Source organism: Bacillus sp. FSL L8-0099 (assembly GCF_038006385.1).
Taxonomy (GTDB): Bacteria; Bacillota; Bacilli; order Bacillales; family Bacillaceae_G; genus Bacillus_A; species Bacillus_A toyonensis.
Map to the genome: position 1 here is coordinate 1047414 of NZ_JBBOVC010000001.1, position 22405 is coordinate 1069818.

The 22405-nt window shown below is 35.4% G+C and carries 23 protein-coding genes and 2 pseudogenes; 17 read left to right on the plus strand and 8 right to left on the minus strand.

All coding sequences use genetic code 11. The annotated features are described in order from the left end of the window. Nucleotides 1–70: 70 nt before the first annotated feature. The gene (locus MHH42_RS05425) at nt 71–1084 is read left to right on the plus strand and encodes a LacI family DNA-binding transcriptional regulator (protein WP_000103728.1); all 1014 of its coding nucleotides are present in this window, start codon (nt 71–73) and stop codon (nt 1082–1084) included. A gap of 40 nt (nt 1085–1124) precedes the next feature. Here the strand turns inward: MHH42_RS05425 and yhfH are convergent, their stop codons facing one another. Continuing rightward, on the minus strand, nt 1125–1253 hold the full coding sequence (gene yhfH / locus MHH42_RS05430; protein WP_000567010.1) for a protein YhfH: 129 nt from the start codon (nt 1251–1253) through the stop codon (nt 1125–1127). Nucleotides 1254–1455: 202 nt separating this feature from the next. On the opposite strand from yhfH, the gene MHH42_RS05435 reads away from it, so the two are divergent. From MHH42_RS05435 to MHH42_RS05455, 5 genes are all read left to right on the plus strand, one after another. After that, on the plus strand, nt 1456–2190 hold the full coding sequence (locus MHH42_RS05435) for an MBL fold metallo-hydrolase (protein ID WP_000784683.1): 735 nt from the start codon (nt 1456–1458) through the stop codon (nt 2188–2190). Nucleotides 2191–2199: 9 nt separating this feature from the next. After that, nucleotides 2200–3189, plus strand: a complete 990-nt coding sequence (locus tag MHH42_RS05440; protein WP_000897263.1) for a lipoate--protein ligase — start codon at nt 2200–2202, stop codon at nt 3187–3189. A gap of 176 nt (nt 3190–3365) precedes the next feature. Further along, entirely contained in the window at nt 3366–3791 is a 426-nt protein-coding gene (locus tag MHH42_RS05445) for a hypothetical protein (protein ID WP_000822232.1), read from the plus strand. Nucleotides 3792–3955: 164 nt separating this feature from the next. Further along, nucleotides 3956–5488 (plus strand): fatty acid--CoA ligase family protein, encoded by a 1533-nt coding sequence (locus tag MHH42_RS05450; protein WP_001055206.1) that lies wholly within the window; start codon nt 3956–3958, stop codon nt 5486–5488. Nucleotides 5489–5599: 111 nt separating this feature from the next. After that, nucleotides 5600–5851, plus strand: coding sequence for a hypothetical protein (locus MHH42_RS05455; protein ID WP_000435466.1), 252 nt, complete (start codon nt 5600–5602; stop codon nt 5849–5851). Between the two features lie 228 nt (nt 5852–6079). Here MHH42_RS05455 and MHH42_RS05460 read toward each other — a convergent pair whose 3' ends face one another. Together MHH42_RS05460 and MHH42_RS05465 are read right to left on the minus strand one after the other, a co-directional pair. Next, the gene (locus tag MHH42_RS05460) at nt 6080–6445 is read right to left on the minus strand and encodes a hypothetical protein (protein WP_016107987.1); all 366 of its coding nucleotides are present in this window, start codon (nt 6443–6445) and stop codon (nt 6080–6082) included. 280 nt (nt 6446–6725) lie between these two features. Then, nucleotides 6726–6908 (minus strand): hypothetical protein, encoded by a 183-nt coding sequence (locus MHH42_RS05465; RefSeq protein ID WP_002042824.1) that lies wholly within the window; start codon nt 6906–6908, stop codon nt 6726–6728. A gap of 34 nt (nt 6909–6942) precedes the next feature. On the opposite strand from MHH42_RS05465, the gene MHH42_RS05470 reads away from it, so the two are divergent. Beyond that, nucleotides 6943–8049 (plus strand): metallophosphoesterase, encoded by a 1107-nt coding sequence (locus MHH42_RS05470; RefSeq protein ID WP_097883147.1) that lies wholly within the window; start codon nt 6943–6945, stop codon nt 8047–8049. Nucleotides 8050–8121: 72 nt separating this feature from the next. On the opposite strand, the gene MHH42_RS05475 is transcribed toward MHH42_RS05470, so the two are convergent. Further along, nucleotides 8122–9012, minus strand: a complete 891-nt coding sequence (locus tag MHH42_RS05475; RefSeq protein ID WP_097980341.1) for a CPBP family intramembrane glutamic endopeptidase — start codon at nt 9010–9012, stop codon at nt 8122–8124. A 260-nt stretch (nt 9013–9272) separates the two neighbouring features. Between MHH42_RS05475 and MHH42_RS05480 the strand changes: the two genes are divergently transcribed. Further along, complete coding sequence (locus MHH42_RS05480; RefSeq protein WP_016090917.1) at nt 9273–10250, plus strand: HD domain-containing protein; 978 nt, start codon at nt 9273–9275, stop codon at nt 10248–10250. A 41-nt stretch (nt 10251–10291) separates the two neighbouring features. Here the strand turns inward: MHH42_RS05480 and MHH42_RS05485 are convergent, their stop codons facing one another. Next, nucleotides 10292–11416, minus strand: a complete 1125-nt coding sequence (locus MHH42_RS05485; protein ID WP_340892975.1) for an anti-sigma factor — start codon at nt 11414–11416, stop codon at nt 10292–10294. Between the two features lie 5 nt (nt 11417–11421). Beyond that, on the minus strand, nt 11422–11907 hold the full coding sequence (locus MHH42_RS05490) for an RNA polymerase sigma factor (protein WP_016107989.1): 486 nt from the start codon (nt 11905–11907) through the stop codon (nt 11422–11424). Between the two features lie 136 nt (nt 11908–12043). Here MHH42_RS05490 and MHH42_RS05495 point away from each other — a divergent pair, with 136 nt between their 5' ends. Further along, on the plus strand, nt 12044–12946 hold the full coding sequence (locus MHH42_RS05495; protein WP_070172848.1) for an AraC family transcriptional regulator: 903 nt from the start codon (nt 12044–12046) through the stop codon (nt 12944–12946). A 347-nt stretch (nt 12947–13293) separates the two neighbouring features. On the opposite strand, the gene MHH42_RS05500 is transcribed toward MHH42_RS05495, so the two are convergent. Beyond that, on the minus strand, nt 13294–15036 hold the full coding sequence (locus MHH42_RS05500) for an ATP-binding response regulator (protein ID WP_016107991.1): 1743 nt from the start codon (nt 15034–15036) through the stop codon (nt 13294–13296). Nucleotides 15037–15045: 9 nt separating this feature from the next. Further along, nucleotides 15046–15750: a response regulator transcription factor gene (locus MHH42_RS05505; protein ID WP_000283866.1), complete on the minus strand. Its 705-nt coding sequence runs from the start codon at nt 15748–15750 to the stop codon at nt 15046–15048. Between the two features lie 140 nt (nt 15751–15890). Here MHH42_RS05505 and MHH42_RS05510 point away from each other — a divergent pair, with 140 nt between their 5' ends. From MHH42_RS05510 to MHH42_RS05540, 8 genes and pseudogenes are all read left to right on the plus strand, one after another. Further along, nucleotides 15891–16739: a CPBP family intramembrane glutamic endopeptidase gene (locus tag MHH42_RS05510; protein WP_001067942.1), complete on the plus strand. Its 849-nt coding sequence runs from the start codon at nt 15891–15893 to the stop codon at nt 16737–16739. A gap of 61 nt (nt 16740–16800) precedes the next feature. Next, a pseudogene (locus MHH42_RS05515) lies at nt 16801–17099 on the plus strand (malate synthase). A 31-nt stretch (nt 17100–17130) separates the two neighbouring features. Continuing rightward, entirely contained in the window at nt 17131–17430 is a 300-nt protein-coding gene (locus tag MHH42_RS05520) for a hypothetical protein (protein WP_002105543.1), read from the plus strand. Between the two features lie 15 nt (nt 17431–17445). Continuing rightward, a complete protein-coding gene (locus MHH42_RS05525; protein ID WP_000949414.1) occupies nt 17446–17634 on the plus strand; it encodes a hypothetical protein in 189 nt (62 codons plus the stop codon). A 287-nt stretch (nt 17635–17921) separates the two neighbouring features. Then, nucleotides 17922–19190, plus strand: coding sequence for a M48 family metallopeptidase (locus MHH42_RS05530; RefSeq protein ID WP_340892980.1), 1269 nt, complete (start codon nt 17922–17924; stop codon nt 19188–19190). 135 nt (nt 19191–19325) lie between these two features. After that, nucleotides 19326–20105, plus strand: a pseudogene (locus MHH42_RS32380) (MCP four helix bundle domain-containing protein); the annotation flags it as partial. Nucleotides 20106–20261: 156 nt separating this feature from the next. Beyond that, nucleotides 20262–21053 (plus strand): methyl-accepting chemotaxis protein, encoded by a 792-nt coding sequence (locus MHH42_RS32385; protein WP_404841128.1) that lies wholly within the window; start codon nt 20262–20264, stop codon nt 21051–21053. A gap of 221 nt (nt 21054–21274) precedes the next feature. Next, nucleotides 21275–22183, plus strand: a complete 909-nt coding sequence (locus MHH42_RS05540) for a DMT family transporter (RefSeq protein ID WP_000282400.1) — start codon at nt 21275–21277, stop codon at nt 22181–22183. Nucleotides 22184–22405 lie beyond the last annotated feature (222 nt).

Sequence of the window (22405 nt, forward strand, 5' to 3'; positions counted from 1 at the left end):
ATTGCAGTTTCCAATAATATACTATATAATCAGGATAAGAAAACGTTTTCATGCAAAGGGGGAGAATTTCGTGTCGACTATCGAGGACGTGGCGAAATTAGCGGGGTTATCAAGGACAACGGTTTCTAGGGTGATCAATAATCATCCATATGTTTCAGATGAGAAGAAAAAAAGGGTTCAATTAGCAATGAAGCATTTAGGCTTCGTTCCTAATTCTGCGGCGAGAAGGCTTCGTAAACAAAAAACAGAAACAATTGCGGTGCTTGTTCCAAGGATTACAAATCCTTTTTTTAGTAGATTTATTGAAGCAATCGAGATTGCTGCTTCTGAGCATAAATATAAACTGATTATTTGTCAAACAAGATATTTACCAGAAAAAGAGATGGAGTATTTACAATTATTATCTACGAAACAAGTAGATGGGATTATTCTATGTTCACTAGAAAATCCATGGGAAGATGTAGAGCCGTACTTACAGCACGGTCCAATCGTGTTATGTAATGAATATATTGAGGAAGCAAATGTTCCAACAGTGAAATTTGATCATGCACAAGGAGCATACATAGCTGCCAATCATGTATTAGAACAAGGATATCGTAATCTTATTTTTTGCCGTGGTAACGAAACCAAAGTTGTTAGCCAACAGCGGAAAATGGGCTTTTTACGTGCAATAACTGAGAAGAGCCGCCAAGTAGAAGCGATTGATTTTCTTGAAAACGCTTTCTCTTGGGATGATGGGAAGCGAATATTCCATGAAGTATTAAAGGACAAAAAAAATCCTACCGCGATTTTGGCAGGAGGCGACGAGGTTGCAGCTGGAATTATCTCAGAGGCGAAGCGCCATAACTGGAGTATTCCAGAGGATCTCGCTGTTATCGGTTTTGATAATCAAATTTTATCGCAGATTACTGAGCCAGGTATTACGACAATTGAACAGCCAATTGATGAAATGGCTCGAAAAGTTGTCGACCTGATGATGGATAAAATCCATACGAAAAATTATCGTAAAAAAGAATTGTATGAGTTTGAACTGGAGCTCTTGGTGAAAGGTTCAACGATGAAGGATACGATGTTATTAGCCTAGTAGACTATGTCTGCTAGGTTTTTTTTCTGTTCACAAACTACTACTCTTCGTGAACGCAGTCATCACATTTGTTATGGTATGCTTCGTGCTGCTCATCAATTTCTTTCCCGCAGTGCGCACAAGTTTTCGTCGGTAAATTTCTGAAAAACTCCATTGGTTGATCGATCATGTCAATTCCTCCATTTCCATTTCTTACTATCATTGTATTAGTACAAAAAATAAAAGTCAACAACTGTTTTATAACAAATTGAAAATTAATGAAAAAGTTTAGGAAATGGATTATAGTTAACAATGTAGGATGTAAGTAAAAAACTTTCTCAAGTACGGAGAAAAACTGCATTCCTACTCGGTTTTAGAAAGGATGGATACATATGAAAATGACTGTTGTCGGCTTTTGGGGCGGCTTTCCAGAAGCGGGAGAAGCAACGTCGGGGTATTTGTTTGAACACGATGGTTTTCGTTTACTTGTAGACTGTGGTAGTGGTGTACTAGCACAGCTTCAAAAATATATAACACCATCTCATATAGATGCAGTTGTACTTTCGCATTACCACCACGATCATGTTGCAGACATTGGGGTATTGCAATATGCGAGATTAATTACAAGTGCGACAAAGGGACAACTACCGGAATTGCCAATATACGGTCATACGTTTGACGAGAATGGATTCCATTCTTTAACGCATGCACCGCATACGAAAGGAATCGCGTACAACCCAGAAGAAACACTTCAAGTTGGACCGTTTTCTATTTCATTCTTAAAAACTGTTCATCCTGTTACATGCTTTGCGATGCGTATTAAAGCTGGTAGTAACGCTGTAGTATATAGCGCTGATTCCAGTTATATTTCTGAATTCATTCCATTCACAAAAGATGCTGATCTTTTCATTTGTGAGTGTAATATGTATGCACACCAAGAGGCTGCAAAAGCAGGGCATATGAATAGTACAGAAGTGGCAAGTATTGCGAAAGATGCGAATGTAAAAGAACTTTTATTAACGCACTTACCGCATATAGGAAACCCATCTGATTTAGTAACAGAAGCAAAACAAATTTTCAGTGGCCATATTACGTTAGCTCATAGTGGCTACGTATGGAATTCATGAGGTGATACGATGTTATTTATTGATAATAAAGGGATTACAGATCCTAGAATAAACTTAGCGATTGAAGAATATTGTGTGAAGAATTTAGATATTAACGAAACATATTTACTGTTCTACATTAACGAACCTTCCATTATCATTGGTAAAAACCAAAACACAGTAGAAGAAATTAATGCAGATTACGTAAAAGAAAAAGGTATTCATGTCGTTCGTCGTCTATCAGGCGGGGGCGCGGTATATCATGATTTAGGAAACTTAAACTTCAGCTTTATTACGAAAGATGATGGAGACAGTTTCAGCAACTTCAAAAAATTCACAGAGCCTGTAACGAAAGCGCTTGGTAAATTAGGCGTAAATGCAGAACTAAGTGGTCGTAACGACATTTTAGCTGAAGGTAGAAAAATTTCAGGTAACGCGCAGTTCTCAACGAAAGGTCGTATGTTCAGTCACGGTACGTTACTATTTGACTCTGAAATCGATCACGTCGTATCGGCATTAAAAGTAAAAATGGATAAGATTCAATCAAAAGGAATTAAATCAATCCGTAGCCGCGTTGCGAATATTACAGAGTTCTTAAACGAAAAAATGACGACAGAAGAGTTTAGACAACTTCTTCTAGAAACCATTTTCGAAGGTGAAACAGAAATTCCAACGTACGAATTAACAGAAGCGGATTGGAAAGAAATACATAAACTTTCTGAAGAGCGCTACCAAAATTGGGATTGGAACTACGGAAAATCTCCGAAGTTCAACTTACAACATTCACACCGCTTCCCAGTTGGACAAGTTGACGTTCGTCTTGAAGTGAAAAAAGGAACAGTAACAGAATGTAAAATTTACGGTGACTTCTTCGGATCACTAGATGTTCATGACATTGAAGAACGCTTAACAGGCGTACAGTTCGATAAAGATGCATTCACTGCAGCTTTAGAAGGCGTAGATATCGCACGCTACTTCGGTAATATTACAACAGAAGATTTCTTACATTTATTCTTCTAAAAATGGGGGAGGCTGTCATAAAGGGCAGCCTCTTTCTTTTTGTGTGGATTGTCACTTTTGGTTTTGAGTTGCGGCTAATATAATTTCACTTATCACAAATATCTTCCTCAAAACACCACTCACGAGTCATCTGCCCCTTATAAAGGAATATACATAATAAAAGGAGGTGGATCAAAATGAAAAGAATAATGTGCGTTGTATTATTGCTCAGCTTCCTCATCGGGATGACAGCGTGTAACGATGAAACCTCCTCAAGTCGTACAACTTTATCTATTGGAAAACCAGCGAAGGATAATGTTATATATTATACGCATACGGATAACAAACGAAAGATAGATGATATACAAACTATGTTTCAAAGTAAGAAATGGAAAAGAAATGAAATGTTTAGTACTGTTGGTAAAATACCAGATGTTGTCTTGTCTATAGATGAAAACGATACAGGGTTACCGACAGTATATGTTACAGTGTACTTTCATGAAAATGGAGCGGACGCGATAAACTTGTATGGAGAGCATACAAGTTTAAATAAAGAAGAACTTGAAAAGCTTAGAGAAAAGATAGGTGCATATTATCCTAAAATGATTTCTGTCCTCGTTTAATAATTTGCTGGTAAGTGAAATCACTATATTTTTCCAAAGTTATTCAATAGGAAGTACGCCGTGTATATGCAGTTAATAGGATATTACTTGCCACTTTAATTTTCTTTTAATATAATTAATTTAGAATTTTTAAATATTCTAAATTTTATAAAGGTGGGGTTTGTGTGAATCTCGTTCAATCTTTGGCTGAAACGGCAAAACAGAAGGGGGATAAACCGGCTTATGTTTTTATGGATCAGTCGGTCTCATATGACCAATTAAACAAAATGGTCACAAGGTTTTCTAGCAATTTAGCAGAAATGGGCATTGGAAAAGGGGACAATGTCGCATTAGTTGTTGGGAATTCACCACATTTTTTAGTCGGTTTATACGGAACAATGAAAGCCGGGGCAACTGTTATACCAGTTAATCCAATTTATACAGCAGACGAAATGCATTATATTTTACAAAATGGAGATGTAAAAACAATCATCGTACTCGACGTCCTTCTACCTGTTATACAATCTCTTACAACAAGACTTCCTTCACTAGAGAACATCATCATATGCGAAACCTCATCAGATTTTAATCATATAGAAACCGAAAAAATGAAAACGTTTACTAGTTTTATAGGAACTGGAGATGCGACTTACGAAGGTCCGGAACTAGATGAAGAAGATGTAGCGGTTATCCTCTACACTTCAGGCACAACTGGAAAACCAAAAGGTGCTATGTTAACAAATAAAAATTTATATAGTAACGCAAGCGATGTGGCGTCGTATTTACAATATACGGCCGATGATCGCGTCGTTGCGGCACTGCCTATGTTCCATGTATTCTGTTTAACAGTTGCGGTAAATGCACCGATTGTGAACGGGGCAACGATTTTAATGTTACCGAAATTTAGTCCGAAAGAAGTATTCCGTATTTGTCGTACGTACGAACCAACGATCTTTGCTGGCGTACCGACGATGTACAATTATTTATATTTATTTGAAGAAGCAAGCGCAGAAGATGTGAAGACGCTTCGCCTTTGTATTTCAGGTGGTGCGTCAATGCCTGTTGCTCTTCTGCAAAACTTTGAAAAACGTTTTGACGTAATTGTTTCAGAAGGATACGGTTTATCAGAAGCATCACCAGTTACTTGTTTCAATCCGTTAGATCGCCCGCGTAAACCAGGGTCAATCGGCACAAATATTTGGCATGTAGAAAATAAAATTGTGAATGAACTTGGGGAAGACGTACCAGTCGGCGCAGTCGGTGAATTAATTGTTCGTGGACCTAATGTTATGAAGGGTTACTATAATGCACCAGAAGATACAGCTGCGACATTAAAAGATGGCTGGCTATATACAGGAGACTTAGCGAAAATGGATGAAGAAGGTTACTTCTATATCGTTGATCGTAAAAAAGATATCGTCCTAGTTGGTGGTTATAACGTCTACCCTCGTGAAGTAGAGGAGGTACTATATACGCACGAATCAGTAGCTGAAGTTGTCGTAATTGGTGTACCAGACGAAAACTTAGGAGAAGCAGTGCGTGCTTTCGTCGTTCTGAAACAAACGAACGTAACAGAAGAAGAGCTGATGCATTATTGCACGTTACATTTAGCAAAATATAAAGTGCCAATGAGCATAGAGTTTTTAACAGAATTGCCGAAGAATACGACGGGTAAGTTGTTAAGAAGAGCTTTGAGAGAAAAAGCGATGCAAGTGTAAGAATGGGGGGCAACCAGCTTTATGAAGTTGGTTGCCTCTATTTTTTTGCATTGGTTAAGCTATGACGCCATATATTTAAACCGTAATATGACTAGTAGGGAGGAGATATACATGGAGCAGAAGGAATTACGTTTGCGGCGAGTGCAATATCTTATTTGTGACATTATGGATGAAATGAACGCTGAAAATGAGAAGAAAAACTTAGAAACACTGCAGAAAGTAATTGACCAGCTTTCAGGAGCAATTGGTGATTTAGTAGATCCATCTGGTACGTATTCAATTGATTATTTGGAGAGGAAAGTTCATACAGCGCACTATTTATTATTTAAAAATGATCGTAAAGCATATTTGTGTAATAAATAAACATTCATCATTTGATGGGGTGTTTATTATTTTTGATATTTATTGATAATTATTATTAATAAAAGGATGAGTACAATGGGTTTAAGACGATAAATTAATCTGCTTATAATTGTACTTATAAATAATAAAGCTCGAAATAAAAGCCTTGCTACACGTTTGTAGTAAGGCTCTTTACAGTTGTTTTGTTCTTAATGAATGAAAGCACCTGCCACTTTTTAGTTGGAAAAGTTACTCATTAGAAGTGTTATTAATCGCTTGAATAGCAAGTTCCAAAGATTTAATCCTTCTTTCTAAAAGAGTTCTTTGAGAACTACCAACCTTTGACTTAACGTAAATCTTTTCAATTGATGGAAGCAAACCGATAAGAACATTGCGAGCTTCTGCTAAATCTTCCTGGTTGTAATGATGAGGTTTTTGATTCCAAACACTATCTAGCATTGCTAAGCCGATACAAGCTGCCTGGAGGCGTTTCTTTACTAACGTAGTATTTGAGCCTTTCTGAGTCATTTGTGACAAGGCACTTTCGAGTTTACGGATTGTTGACTGTAAGGATTTTATTGATTCCTCTTTATGTACATCTGATACGTTTTCCATGTTAGTACCATCCTTTCTTCGTTTTTAAATGATTTTGTTTAATACGTGATAAAATCGTTAAGGACAGAAACTTACTCGCAATATTTTAACATAAATAACGAACTTTCTTTGAGAGGGAGTCTTAAAGAGCTAGCTCAATTGTTGAAAGTAAGGTAACGAACTTTAAAAACCGAACCGTCATCTAAGTGGCGGTTCGGTTTTCTTTATTTTTTCTCTACTAATTTTTTATTCTTCCAATCTAGTGTAAATGATTTATTAAATGTTTTTTGATCAACATCTTTTACGTTGTTTCCAACCCAACCTGCATCGCAACATATTCAATATCATTATCAATTTCGCCTAACACGTAAGATTCTAAAATGCCCATTACAGCAGTTCCTAAAAATTTTAAAACGATGTGCTTATCAATGTTTTTATTGTGAAGATTGCTGTGCTTAATATTTACGTTAAACGTGCATAACAAGTTATAATAGAAGAAATCAATAAGGAGGCTAGCTGTGAAGAATCTTCGTTATTTCAATATATTTACTATGTTAATTATATACACGCTACTTATGTTTTACATCGGCTGGAACGGATGGGTTTGGCTTCATGCAGTATTTGGCTGGGAGTCCTGGGGGTATTATGCTTTCGTAGTCGGATTTATTTCTTATGCGTATATTCTCGTGCAAGTGTTTAAGTTTCTCCCATTCCTTCGGACGATTGGCTCAATTTGGTTTGCAGTCATACAATACGCCCTTATGTTATTGCCGTTAGCTGATATAACAGTCTTTCTTTTACAGTTTTCGGTTGAGAAAGAAACAGCAATTATTTGGACAGGGGCGGCTGTGTTAGCTGCGTTTATCTTTATCTTTGCATATGGAGTATTTAATGCGTATAGTCCAGTAGTAAGAAAATACGAAGTGCACATACCGAAAAAGGTAGAGGGGCGTAAAAGTTTACGTATTGCGATGGCTTCTGATATGCATTTCGGTAAACTGTCTGGCGTTTCGCATTTGAAAAGACTTGTTCGTCATGTAAATGAAATGGAACCTGATATTATTTTACTGCCAGGTGATATTATCGATGATCATCCAGGAGTATTCATTCAAAAAAACATGGGTCATATTATGAAACAAATGAAAGCTCCATTAGGCGTATATGGTGTTTTAGGAAACCATGAATACTACGGCAGAGCGGTTCCAGAGTTTTTACAAGAGATGGATAAGATTGATATTCGTATTCTTTTAGATGAAGTGATCACAATTGAAGATGACTTTTATCTCGTTGGAAGAAGAGATAAAACAGAGCGAGATCGCCAAAGCTTTGAACAAGTAATGAGTACGGTAGATAAATCGATGCCTGTTATCGCAATGGATCACCAGCCATTCGAGTTAAAACAAGCAGCGGCGGCAGGTGTAGACTTATTATTATCCGGTCATACGCACCGCGGACAAATGGCGCCAAATCATATTGTAACGAGAAGAATGTACGAGCTAGACTGGGGATACGCACAAAAAGGCGCATTCCACGCAATTGTTTCTTCTGGATTCGGATTTTGGGGACCGCCGCTTAGACTTGGTAGTAGGTCGGAGATTGTGCAGGTAGAAGTTACGTTTGAATAAGGTTAAATAAAAGGGATTATACATGATTAATATGTGTAATCCCTTTTATTTTTTATTTCGTAATCGCGACCTTTACTTGAATATAATCTCAATTAGTTGTTGTGGATGTGCATTAATTAATCCATGAACAATAATAATTACCCATACCTTGCGATAACGCGCCCACAAATATCCAAGGAATAGACCTACGATACCATGGTTCACAATAACCGTAGCTGTATCAATATCCCAATGACCAGAGCCGTGTAATGCAATATGCCAGCTTGCCCATAATAATGATGTAAGAAGTATAGCCGGCCAAGTGCCTAGTAATAGTTCCAAACGTGTTTGCAACCAAACTCTATAAAAAAGCTCTTCCAGTACACTATTTATAAGAAATCCTACAAGTAAAATTAAGATTAAAATCGCGGGTTCCATTCTCGCTGAAACAAATGGTGTAGAGAATGTAGAAAAGAAGTTGAAGTAACCCCAGACTATAATGACAATAAGTGGTGTAAACCGATACCATCTATTACCTCCCGTTGATTTTACAGGCTTTTGTCGTTCTTTTTCGGGGTTACTTTTATAAAACAAAAGAAGCATGAATGGAGTGAATAATAATAAAATAATTTTAAATATCATAAACCACAATTGTAATGTCATTCCTTCAAAGTTCGTGGTGAGGAGACAAATCGTGAAGAGGGAACCACTCGAGAATAAAATAACAGTTTGAATTATGATGCGCCTTAGTTCAAATTGTTGAAGGGGATTATAGTTTTTATGATGAGATGGTAAGAAACGAACAAGGAGTATACCGACAATAACAGGGATCCACTTGTTCCAAAAAGGCAGTGTGCCCGTATGATCCCCACTGTAACGAATGTTTGTTTCTCCGATCCATATAAGCCAAAGAGATGAAAGCAAAATAAGAAGTATAATGATTCCACCAATGAGCTTCCCCGCTTTTGGAAAATAACTACCCATAGTTATCCGACCTTTCATACTATAATGGTGAATCGATTTTCAATTATTTCTGTTTTTAAATGAATATGCATTTATAAATCTATTAAAACAAAAAAGAAGAACTGTGGAAATATTTTAATTTTTATGATTTAACTTGATGAGAATAGAGGACCGCTTTTTTGAAAACAGAACGTTCATATTGGAATGACAGAATAGCATATTTACTCTTCTTTAAAAAAGAGATACTATAAAAAGACTCTGCTTGAAAAGGGGGACTGTAAGTGATCATATCAGATGTACTATACGGAGAATTTGAAGTAGATCAAGTGTTAGAAGAATTAATTTTAAGTAAACCAGTGCAAAGGTTGAAGGGGATTCATCAAGCCGGAGCAAGTTACTTAATGAATGAGAAATGGAATGTAACGCGATTTAATCATTCAGTTGGTGTTATGTTGTTAATAAAAAAACTAGGTGGTTCGGTAGAAGAGCAGATTGCTGGTTTACTGCATGACGTATCACATACTACTTTTTCTCATGTAATGGATTACGTTTTTGATAATATGAATGAAAGTTATCATGAAGAGATATTTAGTTCTGTTGTGAAAAACTCAGAAATTCCAGCAATTCTTTCAAAGTATGGTTATAACTATGAAGATATTTTGTTAGATGATTCGAAGTGGACGTTACTGGAAAGATCCGCGCCGGAATTATGTGCAGACCGGGTGGATTACACATTACGAGATATGTATACATACGGATATGTTTCTTTAGAAGAAGTTCACAATTTTTTATCGGATGTCATCGAAGTAGATGGGAAAATGGTTCTTCAAAATATCAAAATGGCAGAATGGTTTACAGAAACGTATTACAAAGAAGTAATCGATTTCTTTATGCAACCAACTAATATTTACGGAAATGATATGTTAGCTAAGACGTTAAAGTTAGCTCTTCATAAACAAGTTATTCATGCAGATGATTTTCTTCTTGAAGATCATGAGCTTCAAGTAAAATTGCAGCTATGTAACGATTCAGAAGTACATGCTTTATTAAGAAAAGTCCATCCAAATGTAAAAGTAAGAGAAGATAGAAGTGAGTATGATTTACATCAGAAAAATAAAGTCCGTCTTATTGACCCGCCATTACTTCGTGAAGGGAAAATCATTCAGTCATCTGTCGTATCAGAAAAAATAAGAGAGATGAGCGATATCGCTTATGAAAAATCGGTGAGAGGGATGTATGTGAAAGTGATTTCGAATTAAAAAAGAAGTAGCGCATCGTTTCTAGAGCGCTACTTCTTTTTTTAATGATCAAACCAATTCCAAACCTCAATATCTCCAAGAGTCGCATAACGTACGTGCGGGGAGTTTTGTAATTTTAATAACTCTTTCGATGGGCCAGTAATAACAATTCCGTATACTTTTACACCGTTATCTTTTACATATTGATAACGTTTATCTAAGTTTAGTTCTTTCTCAGAAAGCGCAGCTATTTTGCTTACTGTTTTTTTATGGATAGAAAGGACGCGCATCATTTCGATTACTTGATCTTCTTGCGTTTTCTGCTTGTCAGTATCATTATCGAGGAATCTTACATATTCTGAAAATCCTATAGCTTCTCCGCCATGTAGGATATAGTCATCTACATTTTTTCTGTCTTGTCCTGTATCTAAAGCGTACCATACAGGAGTTGGAGGGAGTTCTTGTGCTTCAAATATGCTATATAAAAGCGGTTCTAATTCTTTTAAAGTGTAAGATTTATCAAAAGAAATTGCTACTTCTGCAACGGTTCCATCATGTACTTTTGCAAGTGTATCCCATACTTTTTTTGAGGAATCCTTTAAATAATCACCCTGCTTTGTTTTAGGATGAACAAAGAAGAGTTTTGGTTGATAGAACGGATTCATCCAAGTTTGTTTCGTGACATCTACAGATGATAAGAAGCTTTTTGTTTCTACTGTACCGAGTGGCATTTCTTTTTTACCGACGGTTCTTACTAAATCAAAGCTGCTGTTCGTACGGAAAAAAGCTTCTACACTTGTTCCGCCCCCCATAACGCGGCTATTTGGGATCGTTGCTTCAAGTGCAAGTGAAGGAACCTCTCTAATTTCTTCTAGCCTTTTATCATTATTAGCTTGAAAATAAAAGGCTGATAATACTCCACCAATTATATATATAACGATGCAAATGGATAATATAAAACCAAACGTTTGTAACCGATGTTTCCACTTAATTCTCCAAAAAGGAACTTTAAGATCTTTTGGCGGTAATTTTTTCTTTACGGGTTCACTCTTCGTAAGCAATTCATCTAAATGAGCTTCACATTCTGCACAAGTTTCTATATGACTTTCTAACTGTTCTTGCTCATCACGTGTGAGCGTTCCTTTTTCATATTTCTCCCAAAGTTTTTTAAACTCTGCACAACCCATCTGTATCACTCCTTTATGCTTTTTGCTTCTTTTCGTCCGCGGTGTAATTCAATTTTTACTTTCGCTAATGAGAGACCAGTCATTTCTGCTATTTCCTTATAGGAGAATCCGTAGTAATCTCGTAGTAGTAGCACGTTTCGTCTTTCGAGCGGAAGTGAGGATAAACGGTCTAACCAACTAGTAATCTCATGTTTTACGAAATATGCATGTTCTGTACTTAGCACGTTTGGTAAATGGAATTCTGCAACTTCAGTTGTTTTATATTTTTTCTCTTTTCGGTACCAATCGATAAAGGCGTTGTAGGCAATTGTAAATAACCAAGGTCTAATTTCTTCTCCTTTATAATAGTCAATATGGACGAGCATTCGGTAAAATGTTTCTTGCATAAGATCTTCCGCGTAGTGGGAATCTCCGGTTAGGGAGAGAAGATAGCGAAATAAATCATGCATATGATCTGAATAAATGTCTTCTAATGATTGTTTGCTTTTCACTAATTTCCCTCCCTTCATACATAACAACGAAATACATATAAAAAAGTTACATTTGTTTTTAAAATTATAGTAAAAAACGTCAAGAATTGGATAGGATGCTCTTTTATCATAATACATATAAGGCGGGTGAACAGAGATGGAAAGCTATGAAACACAAATTCAAAGGTCCATTGATTATATTGAGGAAGATGTAATGGAAAAACAGACGCTGCGTAATTTAGCTCGCATTGCAGGTTTTTCTGAGTCGCATTTTCATCGTGTATTTCAGGCGTTAGTAGGTGATACAGTAATGGAGTATGTTCGAAAGAGGAGGTTAGCCCGGGCAGCTTATCAACTTTCTCATACGGATGAAAAAGTTATTGATATCGCGTTTGAGCATGGCTTTCAATCTCATGAAACGTTCACGAGAGCCTTTAAAAAATTATTTCAAATGACACCGAGTGAATATCGAAAACAAGAAATTGAAACACCGATGTATTACAGTGTGAATGTAAAACAAAGAAAATTAAATCCGTATTTAGGGGGCATACAAATGGAATATCGTATTGTAAATAAACCAGAATTTTTAATGGCAGGTTATGAACTGAAGACGACAAGTAAAGAAGGGAAAAACCATCAAGACATTCCAGCATTTTGGCAAGAATATTTACAAAAAGATCTTGGAACAACGATTCCGAATCGTAAAGATACGAGCCAATGGGTAGAACTTGGATTATGTACAGATTTTAATTTAGAAACAGGGGACTTCACTTATATTATCGGAATGGAAGTTACAGGCTTTGAAAATGTACCAAATGAAATTGCAAAGCGTACATTCCCAGCAGCGACATATGCCGTATTTACAACGCCGAAAGTTCCTCATGAAGAAATGGTATCGTCTATTCACCAAACGTGGAATGCTGTATTCTCAGAATGGTTCCCGCATTCAGGCTATGAACATTGCGGCGTTACAGAGTTTGAACTATATGATGAGCGTTCCCATGCAGATAAAAGTGAGTTTGCTCAAATTGAACTTTGGCTACCAGTGAAGAAGAAATAATAGGGGGAAAAGCGAACCAGAGAGGTTCGCTTTTTTATCCGTAATACGGGGAGAATATTGAATTGTTTTTTGTAAGAAGTATGAAATACAGATCCTCTTATCATATAGATTGCTATATTTGATGATTTTTGTCGACAAATCGATATATCTGGAAAATCGCTGATATATTTCGAGTTGCGGTCGATATATTTGAAAAATCGCTGATATATTTCGAGTTGCGCCGATATATTTAGAAAATCGCCGATATAATTTCTTTTACCGACGAACCACTGATAAAAGACACGCGACATAATTTCATTTACCAAAAAATCACTCCAAAAGAGAAAAGACGCCACATAGCGCCTTTCCTACGAACGAAACGGAAATACAAGAACAATCGTCGTTCCTTTCCCGAGTTCACTATCAATAGAAATTGTCCCGTTATGGGCATGAACGAGCTGTTTCGTAATGGCGAGACCAAGTCCAGTTCCGATGTTGCTTTCTTCTGTATTAGTCCCTCTGTAATATCGCTCGAATAAAAGTTCTTTCGTTTTATCGTCCATTCCTTTTCCGTTATCTGAAATAGATAGTGTAAATGAATTTACATCCTGCGAAAGCTTTACGATTACATTTGTCGTTTCATTATTATGTTTCACAGCGTTTGCTAGTAAGTTTTCGATAATACGCTGGAACCATTTTTCTTCAATGAAATATTGAATTTTATTTGAGCTCGGTACGAATTCAATATTTTGATTTTGCAGTGTCGGATTATTAATAAATTGTAATAATACTTTTTGGACGAATTGATTCATTTCAATGTTTACGTGCTGGGCAGGAAGGCTGTTATTTTTTAATTGATACGTTAAGCTTAAATCGTCAATTAGTGTAGTCATATATTGAGATTTCTCTTTCATAACGCTGCCGAATTGCTGAATGTCATGATCAGTCCAGTTATACTGCTTTGATTCTAGTAATAATGCGTAGCCATATATAGAGCTAAGTGGTGTTTTTAAATCGTGCGTTAGACCGGTAATCCATTCTTCACGTGTTTGCTGCAGTACTTGCCTCATCGCATCATTTTTTTTGAGTGTAATTGAAAGGTGCTCTAGTGAGCTAGTAACATCTCTAAATAAGCGAAATGACCATTTTTCTTTACCAGATCGCCTGAATCGAACTGGTTTTCCTTTTTTACTAACAGGCTCTTCATATTTTCCACCAGCGATATTTTTAAGCCAACGCATTGCGTGTAGTAACGGTTTCCCAAACTTATTTCCGTACCAAATAGATAGAATGACTAAATAAACAAAGACGATAAGAAGGATTAATCCGCATCCGATTAGAAACTTCTTAGTAAATACATCCTCAATTTCGTCATCTGGGTAGTATCGTTCATTTTTTGCTGTAACGACGAGAAGCTGACCACTATTTGCATCGTAAAAGCTAGACGTGTTTTCTTTATGATTCCACGGTTCTTTTTCGTTAAGAGCAGTCTGTATTGTAGAAAGTGTTTTTTTCTTTCCAGTTGGATAGGAAAAAACCTCTTCGCCACTATGATTAAATATTTGCAGCGTTGCTTTTTCTTTAGAGAGTAACTGTTTTTCTTGTTCTGTTAATGTGAACGAATCTGTAGGTACAGAAGAGTGTTCTTTCTGAATTGTTTTTAGTAATGCATTACTTTTTAACATACCGCCGTAAATAACAAGTACGTTTTTTTCTTCTACTTCAATTTCCCAATATGTAAATGTATAAGGGCTTTCTATATGATTCTGTATATGTGCGAGTAAAGATGTTTTCGTATAAGAAGTTGGGACATCACTTGGTGTATTAAATTGATAGAGGACTTTCCCGTTTTCCTCTACAATCTGAATCCAATCATTTTTCTCTTTAATTAAATCTTTTACTTCCGTTTTTAACGTAATATCGCCATCTTCTGAAGAGATATATCTTGAAATTGTAAAACTATCAGAATCCGGAATGTTAGGTTCGTATGAAATACTAGTAACAAGAAAAATTAAATAAGTGAAAGCAGCGACTACAGCAATAAGTAATGTAACTAAAACAAAAACGTGTTGCAGTATAAATTGGATGATAAGCCGTTTATTAAGATTCATATCGTCACCCTACTTTGTAACGAACTTATAGCCAAGTCCGCGAACAGTTTTTATGTATTCTGGTTTACTTGGGTCTTGTTCAATTTTTTCGCGTAGCTTTCGAATGTGGACCATAACAGTATTGTCATCGCCATTATAGGCGGGTGCTCCCCAAACTTTTTCGTATATTTCTTCTTTCGAAAATACGTAGTTCGGATTCTCACAAAAGAAGAGTAGTAGTTGAAACAGTTGAGCGGAACATTCGACAACGTGTCCATTTACTGTAAGTTCTGCGGAATGTTGATCAATTTCAAATCTCCCAAATGAAATGGAGTGTGCTTTTTGTTCGTGTGGTACGGTTTGTTTCATATGTCTTCGAAGTTGTGCTTTCATACGAGCTACGACTTCTAATGGATTAAATGGCTTCGTAATATAATCATCTGCACCGTATGAAAATCCAGATATTTTATCTAGATCAGATGCCTTCGCTGATAGGAAGAAAATCGGACAATCTGTTTGTTGGCGAATAATTGGACAAATATCAAAACCAGATTGTCCAGGAAGCATGACATCTAAAATAATTAAATCGTAATTGTTTTGTTCGATGAGAGATAAAGCTAATTCAGCTGATGTTGCAGTTGTAATATGAGAAAAACCTTCTTTTTCAAGAATGGTAGTTAGTAGTTGTAAAATTGCTGTTTCATCATCGACGAGTAATATATTTGCTTGATACATAAGAATCCCCCTTAATTTCCTCGAATATCATATCATCTTTTTGTAACATATGGAATTTTTAAGGAAAATTTAAGGTTTTCTTTTATAAAAAATTAAGAATCAAATGATATGATAAAAGTAACATAGGGGAGGAGATGAGTGTGAATCCGTTTCAAATGATGCGAGCTAGATATTTTTTAATTGTATTTGCACTATTAATTTTAGTAGCGAGAAGTAGTGAAAAATTGCTAGAAAGTACATTTCATATACAAAATTCATCTTTTATAAATATACTTATATTTTATATCCTTCCGATTGCATGGATTTTTTATGAGTATAGAAAGCACCGTGTTTCATTTTCATTATTTCTTAATAAAAATGAAACATTTAACTTGGTGCAAGTTATATACATTACGATTATGTTGTGCATGTTCAGTTACGGGTATCTGATTTTATACATGTACAGCTTTGCATGGATTACACCAGATTTTATTATGAATGCTTTACACAAACCGATTGTAGATAGTGCCGGGGGATATATATATCAATTTATTATGGTTGTATTTATCGCACCTATTATTGGAGAATTTGTTTTTCGTGGATTTTTACTTCAGCGCTTTGCTGCGAAATGGGGAACGAGTATAGCGATGATTGCAGTGGCACTTTTATTTGCGATATTACATGTCGATTTTCTCGGTGCCGCCGTATTTAGTATCGTATTATCAATCGTATATATTCGTACGAAAAGCTTACTCATGCCAATTGCGATACATATGTTAAATAATACATTTGTACTTTGTGCATCGTTCCTAGTAAGTAGAGAAAAGATCATGAGTTTTGCAGATTTCTCAAACTATACGACGTTCTTTCCAGGACTGATTATTTTTATAACAGGATTAAATTTAGTACTCATCTTTTTATTTGTTAACCGCAAATACTGGAGTAAAGAAGTGCCAGTTATATACGCAGAGCAGGTAGAGAGTTTTGCAGATGTAGTGGGAGATAAATGAGACGAAGAAAACGATTGAAAAAATATTGAAAGACATTATAGATGCTACGTCTATTACAGATATGTGTGATAAAGGCTTTTGTCATTGGCTTTTTAACTTGTAGTAGATACAATTGTGTTTCCGGAGTATTACTTATTTTCTAGTACTCATTTAAAAGAAAATATTATTTCTCTTCTTATTGTATTAGGGATTTTAATAATATTCGGTCTAATGTTAGAAGTAATGATGAAGCGTATCTTCAGAAAAAATGAAGAGAAGTATGTGCGGGTTCATAAAGTATTCGCGAAAGTAATGGGAGCTTTCCTTTTGTTTTATGGTATGAAAACAATCATTTACTTTATAGCTTTGAGACATCATTAATTCTAAATTTGAAAGGAATGTATAAAATTATATGAATGAAACAATATCATCAAATAAGTTTTTTTATTTGATTTTACTTAGCATAGTGCTAATAACGACAGTAAATGTTATTCTCCGCTGGGAGGAAGCCTACTTTTTCATGTATTTAGCGCTCCATTTATTAGGGGTCTTATGTATAAGTGGTGGCATGGTTACTGAAAAAAAGGGTGACGAAAGTGTTAACTATATGTGTGTGATCGGTCTTGTTTTACTTTTAGCTGTACAAGGTATTATGAAATATAGTTCTTTTTCTGTACAAGATTTCAGTTTGTTAATAGATGTACTGCCTTAAGGGGGATAAGTATTTATGTTATCGAAGAAACAAATAGGGTATATATTTGTTTTAGTAGGTTTTTTTACGATTATTATAACGACGCTATTTTTTCAAGACTATGAATATGTAAAATATGTAAAAGGCGCTGGTTTAATGTGCTGGTTTGTAAGTGCTTTTCTTATTCCGAATTATGAACCGAGGAAAGTGTCTAAAAATAGGTAAAACTCTTCTTATGTAGAAGAGTTTTTTTTATCCCGCATTAACGGGCAGTAAGACTCCCACCTCAAAATTCAGTGACAGCAAAGAAGTTAGGCGAGGGATCAACTGCCCGTAAAAGCCCGATTGGTGAAGGCTAATAATCAGTGGGGGATGAAGAAAACCCCCACTGATTAAAGTTTCACTTTATGTAAATAGAAGGCTCTCGAGCAATTCTCGTAATTAGCTTGTTCTAATTTAGCATGTACGAACTTACAATAATAATAGACAGGCAGCATAGAGGAGGGAATAACGTGAGGAAAGTTATTGGGTGGTCGCTTTTTTTGTACGTTGGATTTGCGTTATTTATATATTGGTATTTATTTGGATGGAATCATGAACTCATTCCGGACATGTATAAAGGAACGAGTGCAGATCCAGAAACCTTTATGAATGCGAAAGAGCTTACGCTAAGCCAAGATTATTCGCGCGTGAAAAATTTACTGTTCTTTTTAGCGACGCCTCTTGAATGGATTATTTTATTATTTGTACTCGTGCTCGGTATTTCAAAAAAGTTTGAGAAATGGTCAACGGAAACGACTAAAATAAGTGTCTTACAAGTTGCGATTTATTTCTTTTATTTATCATTACTCACAACGGTACTGGCATTACCGATGCAATGGATTGGGCGTAAAGTGTCGGTTGATTACGGTATTTCCACGCAAAGTACACAAAGCTGGATAAAAGATCACGTTATCGATTTTTGGGTTAATTATGCGACGATGTTACTCATTGTTACAGTTCTTTTATGGCTTATCCGTAAATTCCCGAAGAGATGGTGGCTAGCAGGATGGGCACTCTCTGTACCATTTACAATCTTTTTAACGTTCGTACAGCCTGTTATTATTGATCCACTTTACAATGACTTCACGACGTTGAAAAATAAAGAGTTAGAAACGAAAATTTTAGCGATGGCAGACAAAGCTGACATTCCTGCTAAACACGTATATGAAGTAAATATGTCGGAAAAAACGAATTCGTTAAATGCATATGTAACAGGAATTGGCCTTAACTCGCGTATTGTAATGTGGGATACAACGCTTAAGCAATTAAAAGATAAAGAGATTTTATTTATTATGGCCCATGAAATGGGACATTACGTAATGAAACATATATATTGGGGCGTTGCGAGTTATATTTTCATATCGTTTATAGGTATGTATTTAATTAGTCGTATTTTAAATATGTGTATTCGAAAATGGGGAGATACGCTGCAAATTTCAAAAATGGCATGTTTCTCGATTTTACCTTTATTTTTCTTAATTTCTTCTGTACTATCCTTTGCATCACAACCAGCAACAAACTACGTTTCACGAATAGAAGAACGCGCGGCGGATCAATACGCTTTAAATATGACGAAAGATGGGAAATCAGGTGTGAAAACTTTTCAATATTTATCAAAAACAAGTTTAAGTCAAGTGAATCCACCAGCGTTAGTAAAATTTTTCTTATACACACATCCACCAATTTTCGAAAGAATTCATACGTTTGAGCAATATGAGAAACAAAAAAAAAAGAAGTAGCGATTATGCTACTTCTTTTTTATAGAAATATAAGTTTGGTATTGGGAATATTTATCATTGCTTTTTATTGTGATTTTGTAAATAATAAGCTATAAAATTCTAAAAATCTATATATAAAGGAATAAAGGTGGAAATATGTATTTTTTACAAAATTTAAAAGTGAAACATAAATTATTCTTACTTATCTCATTAGCAGTTTTGGGCATGGCAATTATGAGCTGTGTAGCAATTAATTCTATTAACAAGATTAAGCACGATACAGAAATTGTAGTAGATGATTATCAAAATTCTGCAGTTTTATTAGAAGGAATGCTTCGTACACAAAATTCACTAGAATATAACTTACTAGAATTAATTACAACGTCACAAAATGAGGGGACAAATAAAGAGGGGATTATTAGTAGTGTTGAAAAGGATCTTAAAAAATATGATTCTTTATTAAAAGAATATGATGATGGCGTTAATTTAAGTAAGCAAGAGGATGAGCTGTTTCAGAAGATGAAGAAATCTTTGCCAAGTTATATGGAGACATATAAGAAGTTGTTTGACAAAGCGAAGGGAACAAATGAATCTCAAATGGTAAACGAATTTCAAAAGGACTTAAAACCGAAGGGAGTAGAGTTAGCTGGTTATGCTGTAGATTTAGAAACTTATGTTTCAAACTTAGCTGACCAAGTATTTAAAGATTCTCAAAAAATGATAGATCGCTCTGTTATTACCTTTATCATTCTTGCAGTAGTTACTACAATCATTATATGTATAGTAAGTTATATTATTAGCAAGCTTATAGTGGCACCTTTACAAACGGTTAGTCGTATGATGGAAAGAGCAAAAGAGGGAGATTTAACTGTACATGGTGATTATAATGCTAAAGATGAATTAGGTATATTAGTAAGTGATTTTAACGAGATGATTGCAGGGCTAAGAACAAATATGCAAGAAGTAGAGAATAATATTCAGCTTTTATTCCAATATGCAGACGGAGTAGTATCTGCATCAGAAGTATCTAGCGGTGCAGCAAAGAAAATTACTATGGATATTGAAGAAGTTGCCAATGGCGCAGAGAGCCAAATGCAGGCAATGGAACAAACTGCGGGTGCGATGGAAGAGTTGACACAAGGAATGCAGAGTATAGTGAATACATCATCCTCTGTAAATGAATTGTCTGCTCAATCAGCACTAGATGCAGAGAGTGGTAACAAATTAATGAAACAAATGATTCAACAGATGGATACAATCCAAAATTCAGTACATAGCGGTGTGAAACAAGTAGAGACTATGAAAGAACAATCAGAAGAAATTGTTAAAATCATTGATGTTATGCAAGGTATTACCTCTCAGATTAACTTATTAGCATTAAACGCCGCAATTGAGGCTGCACGTGCTGGAGAAAGTGGTAGAGGATTTGCAATTGTGGCAGATGAAGTACGAAAATTAGCAGAACAATCTAGTGACTCTGCTAAACAAATTGAGAAGCTTATTACTCAAGTTATGGGAACAACGAATCATACGGTACATATGATGGGGAAAGTAGATAATGAGGTACAGGCAGGTACACAAGTAGTAATGCATACAGAAAAAGTATTTGGAACTATTACAGAAAAAGTGCAGCAAGTATCTGAGCAAATTCAAACGGTATCTATGTCTACAGATGAAATTGCAGCGAGTAGTGAGGAGATTTCTGCTTCTACAGAAGATATGGCGCAAATTTCTCAAAGATCATCTGATCGAACTGATAGGGTAAAAGAGTCTATTCAACAGCAAGAAAAATCTGTTCAAGAGATTTCGACTTCAATTGAACATCTGCACAACGTAGCAGGAGGACTAAAACAGATAGTTTCCCAATTTACTCTTCAAAAATAGTAGAGTATATGTAAGTCTTCATAAATATATAGACCTCTCAATACATATAAAAAATCATCCTGTGGAATACAAAAGGATGATTTTTTATTATGAAAATTTTGTGTGGATGTCAATCGTTATATTCTAGTTTTTTACAATTTTTTGATTGTAATATATAATAATAAGTAATGTTTTTAGAATTTTTAGTTTTATAAGAGAGTGATTGTAGGAGGAGAGAAAGGGTGTACAATAAAAAATCAATGCCGGCTATAAAAATGATCCTTTCGATGTCTATTTTCGGATCAATTGGATTTTTTTCTGTCCAAACAGGTTTACCGTCTTTTGAATTAGTATTTGTTCGTTGTATTTGTGCAACTATATTTTTAGCGTTATGTTGGTTAGTGACAGGACAATATAAAAATGAAAAGTGGAATAAAAAAGAGATTGTGCAAATATTAGCGTGCGGCGTATTTCTCGTTTTTAACTGGGTATTTCTATTTAAAGCGTTTGAAGTTATGTCAATTACAATTGCAATTTCTGTCTATCATCTCGCTCCAATTATCGTATTAATGATTGGGAGTATCGTATTTAAAGAGAGGCTAACAGTGTTTGCCGTTATGTCCATTGTCATTTGTTTCCTCGGCACAGTTTTAGTAGCTGGAGTAGATGGAAGTGTGTCGCCCGAGAAACTCATGTCATCTGGAATGGTATGGGCACTTCTTGCAGCGTTATTTTATGCTTTTACGACTTTATTAGGAAAAGGAATCAAGCATACGAGTGCATATGCGATGACATTTGTACAAACGTTTTTAGGTATATTTTTATTGTTACCATTTGTGGATTTCGGACAGTTTCAAGGTTTAACAGAGACGAACTGGATGATGATAACGGCAACAGGACTTATACATACTGGGTTTGTATATTACTTGTTTTTTGACAGTTTAAGAGATTTATCGACGAGACTTATTTCTGTATTAGTGTTTTTAGATCCTGCTGTAGCAATTTTGTTAGATACGGTCTTTACCGGATTTAGACCGACTAGTATGCAAGTTGTAGGGATTGTCCTTATTTTTGTAGGAATGGCACTCACTTTTCGTAAAGGAAGAGAAAAGGAGCTATCGGTGAAGGGAAGTGCTACCTCTGAAATGTAAAGTTGTATTTGATATAATTTCATTTTTAATTTTGGAAGATGTTACGAAAAGGCCGTTGTTGTATAACAGTGGCCTTTTTTGTATGGAATAGAGCACGAAAGAACGGCGTTTTCAAAAAAAAATGAAATGAATTTTCAAAAAAAACTTCCTTTTCTGAAGATTTGTTATATAATATAAAACATAAAATCAAATCTGTTATAAAACAGTTTAAGAAGGGGATGC

What these genes read in the sequence shown, in the direction of transcription:
- yhfH (WP_000567010.1), bottom strand. Translation starts at nt 1,253, where the DNA reads ATGATCGATCAACCAATGGAGTTTTTCAGAAATTTACCGACGAAAACT.
- MHH42_RS05435 (WP_000784683.1), top strand. Translation starts at nt 1,456, where the DNA reads ATGAAAATGACTGTTGTCGGCTTTTGGGGCGGCTTTCCAGAAGCGGGA.
- MHH42_RS05440 (WP_000897263.1), top strand. Translation starts at nt 2,200, where the DNA reads ATGTTATTTATTGATAATAAAGGGATTACAGATCCTAGAATAAACTTA.
- MHH42_RS05445 (WP_000822232.1), top strand. Translation starts at nt 3,366, where the DNA reads ATGAAAAGAATAATGTGCGTTGTATTATTGCTCAGCTTCCTCATCGGG.
- MHH42_RS05455 (WP_000435466.1), top strand. Translation starts at nt 5,600, where the DNA reads ATGGAGCAGAAGGAATTACGTTTGCGGCGAGTGCAATATCTTATTTGT.
- MHH42_RS05460 (WP_016107987.1), bottom strand. Translation starts at nt 6,445, where the DNA reads ATGGAAAACGTATCAGATGTACATAAAGAGGAATCAATAAAATCCTTA.
- MHH42_RS05475 (WP_097980341.1), bottom strand. Translation starts at nt 9,012, where the DNA reads ATGGGTAGTTATTTTCCAAAAGCGGGGAAGCTCATTGGTGGAATCATT.
- MHH42_RS05485 (WP_340892975.1), bottom strand. Translation starts at nt 11,416, where the DNA reads ATGGGTTGTGCAGAGTTTAAAAAACTTTGGGAGAAATATGAAAAAGGA.
- MHH42_RS05495 (WP_070172848.1), top strand. Translation starts at nt 12,044, where the DNA reads ATGGAAAGCTATGAAACACAAATTCAAAGGTCCATTGATTATATTGAG.
- MHH42_RS05500 (WP_016107991.1), bottom strand. Translation starts at nt 15,036, where the DNA reads ATGAATCTTAATAAACGGCTTATCATCCAATTTATACTGCAACACGTT.
- MHH42_RS05505 (WP_000283866.1), bottom strand. Translation starts at nt 15,750, where the DNA reads ATGTATCAAGCAAATATATTACTCGTCGATGATGAAACAGCAATTTTA.
- MHH42_RS05520 (WP_002105543.1), top strand. Translation starts at nt 17,131, where the DNA reads ATGAATGAAACAATATCATCAAATAAGTTTTTTTATTTGATTTTACTT.
- MHH42_RS05525 (WP_000949414.1), top strand. Translation starts at nt 17,446, where the DNA reads ATGTTATCGAAGAAACAAATAGGGTATATATTTGTTTTAGTAGGTTTT.
- MHH42_RS32385 (WP_404841128.1), top strand. Translation starts at nt 20,262, where the DNA reads ATGCAGGCAATGGAACAAACTGCGGGTGCGATGGAAGAGTTGACACAA.